The organism is Candidatus Obscuribacterales bacterium (genome assembly GCA_036703605.1).
In the GTDB taxonomy this organism is placed as follows: domain Bacteria; phylum Cyanobacteriota; class Cyanobacteriia; order RECH01; family RECH01; genus RECH01.
This window is the reverse complement of sequence record DATNRH010000719.1, coordinates 1-1,097: the sequence shown is the minus strand read 5'-3', so window position 1 is coordinate 1,097 and position 1,097 is coordinate 1. Positions and strand designations below refer to the sequence as shown.

At 54.8% G+C, this 1,097-nt stretch carries 2 protein-coding genes; both read left to right on the top strand.

Translation table 11 applies throughout. The features are described from left to right. A partial coding sequence (locus V6D20_15105) for a phage portal protein (GenBank protein HEY9817108.1) occupies positions 1–831 on the top strand: 831 nt, incomplete at its 5' end. A 31-nt stretch (positions 832–862) separates the two neighbouring features. Next, on the top strand, positions 863–1,097 hold a 235-nt coding region (locus V6D20_15100), incomplete at its 3' end, for a hypothetical protein (protein HEY9817107.1).

Below are 1,097 nucleotides of genomic sequence, written 5' to 3'. Positions count from 1 at the left end.
GGGCTCAGCGACATCCGCCACCTTAAAGCGTTCAATCCGCTCGATGACTGGTATGGCATGTCTCCCTTGATGGCCGGTGCCTATGCAGTGGACCAGCACAACGAGTCTATGCAATGGATGCAGAGCCTATTGCAAAACGGCGCGGCTCCCTCTGGTGCTATGGAGCTTGCCGAGGGTCAGCTAACAGACGATCAATTCAACCGACTGAAGGCTGAGATTGACGAGAAGTATTCCGGCAGTCAGAACGCTGGCCGCCCTATGCTGCTTGAAGGTGGCTTGAAGTGGACGCAGATGGGTCTGTCTCCGGTAGACGTTGCCATCATTGAAACCAAGTACAGTGCAGCGCGTGACGTATCCTTGGCCCTGGGGGTGCCTCCCCTGCTGTTGAACATCCCAGGCGATAGCACATACAGCAATTACAAGGAGGCCCGATTAGCCTTCTACGAAGAGACTGTTATTCCCCTTGTCCACTATATCCGCGATGAGCTTAATGCATGGCTGTCTCCGTTGTTCGATGGCGTAGAGCTTGACATTGACCTAGACAAGATCCCGGCGATTGCTGAGAAGCGGCTAGAGCTTTGGACGATGGCAGACAGCTCTACTGACCTGACCATTAACGAGAAACGAGAAATCAAGGGCTATGACCCCATTGACGGCGGGGATGAGATCCTTGTGCAGTCCAGCATGATACCGCTGAGTATGGCAACCACTCCGCTAGACCTTGGCATGTCCGAGCCAATGGATGACAACCCGCTAGCGCCAGGAGAAGAGCGCAGCCAATTGACCGCACTTGACCTCAAGAGTCTGGCTTATGCCCCGAAGACTTCTTGATCAGGACCGCCAGCGTGAGAGGCGCAGGCAGATGCTATTGCTTGACCGCATCAGCCGACAGTCAGAGCGCATCATAGCCATTGAGATAGCCCGAACCACTGTTGACATTGTTAAGGCGTGGGAAGTATCAGGCCAAGCCAACCTGCCCCCAGAGCATAACCGGAGCATCAATACCCGTCTGCGTCAAATGTGGTCAGCCTCTATTCAGGCGTTAGGCGGGCGCATACTTGAGCAGGCTAAAAGCCGATCAACCCCCATCACCACCA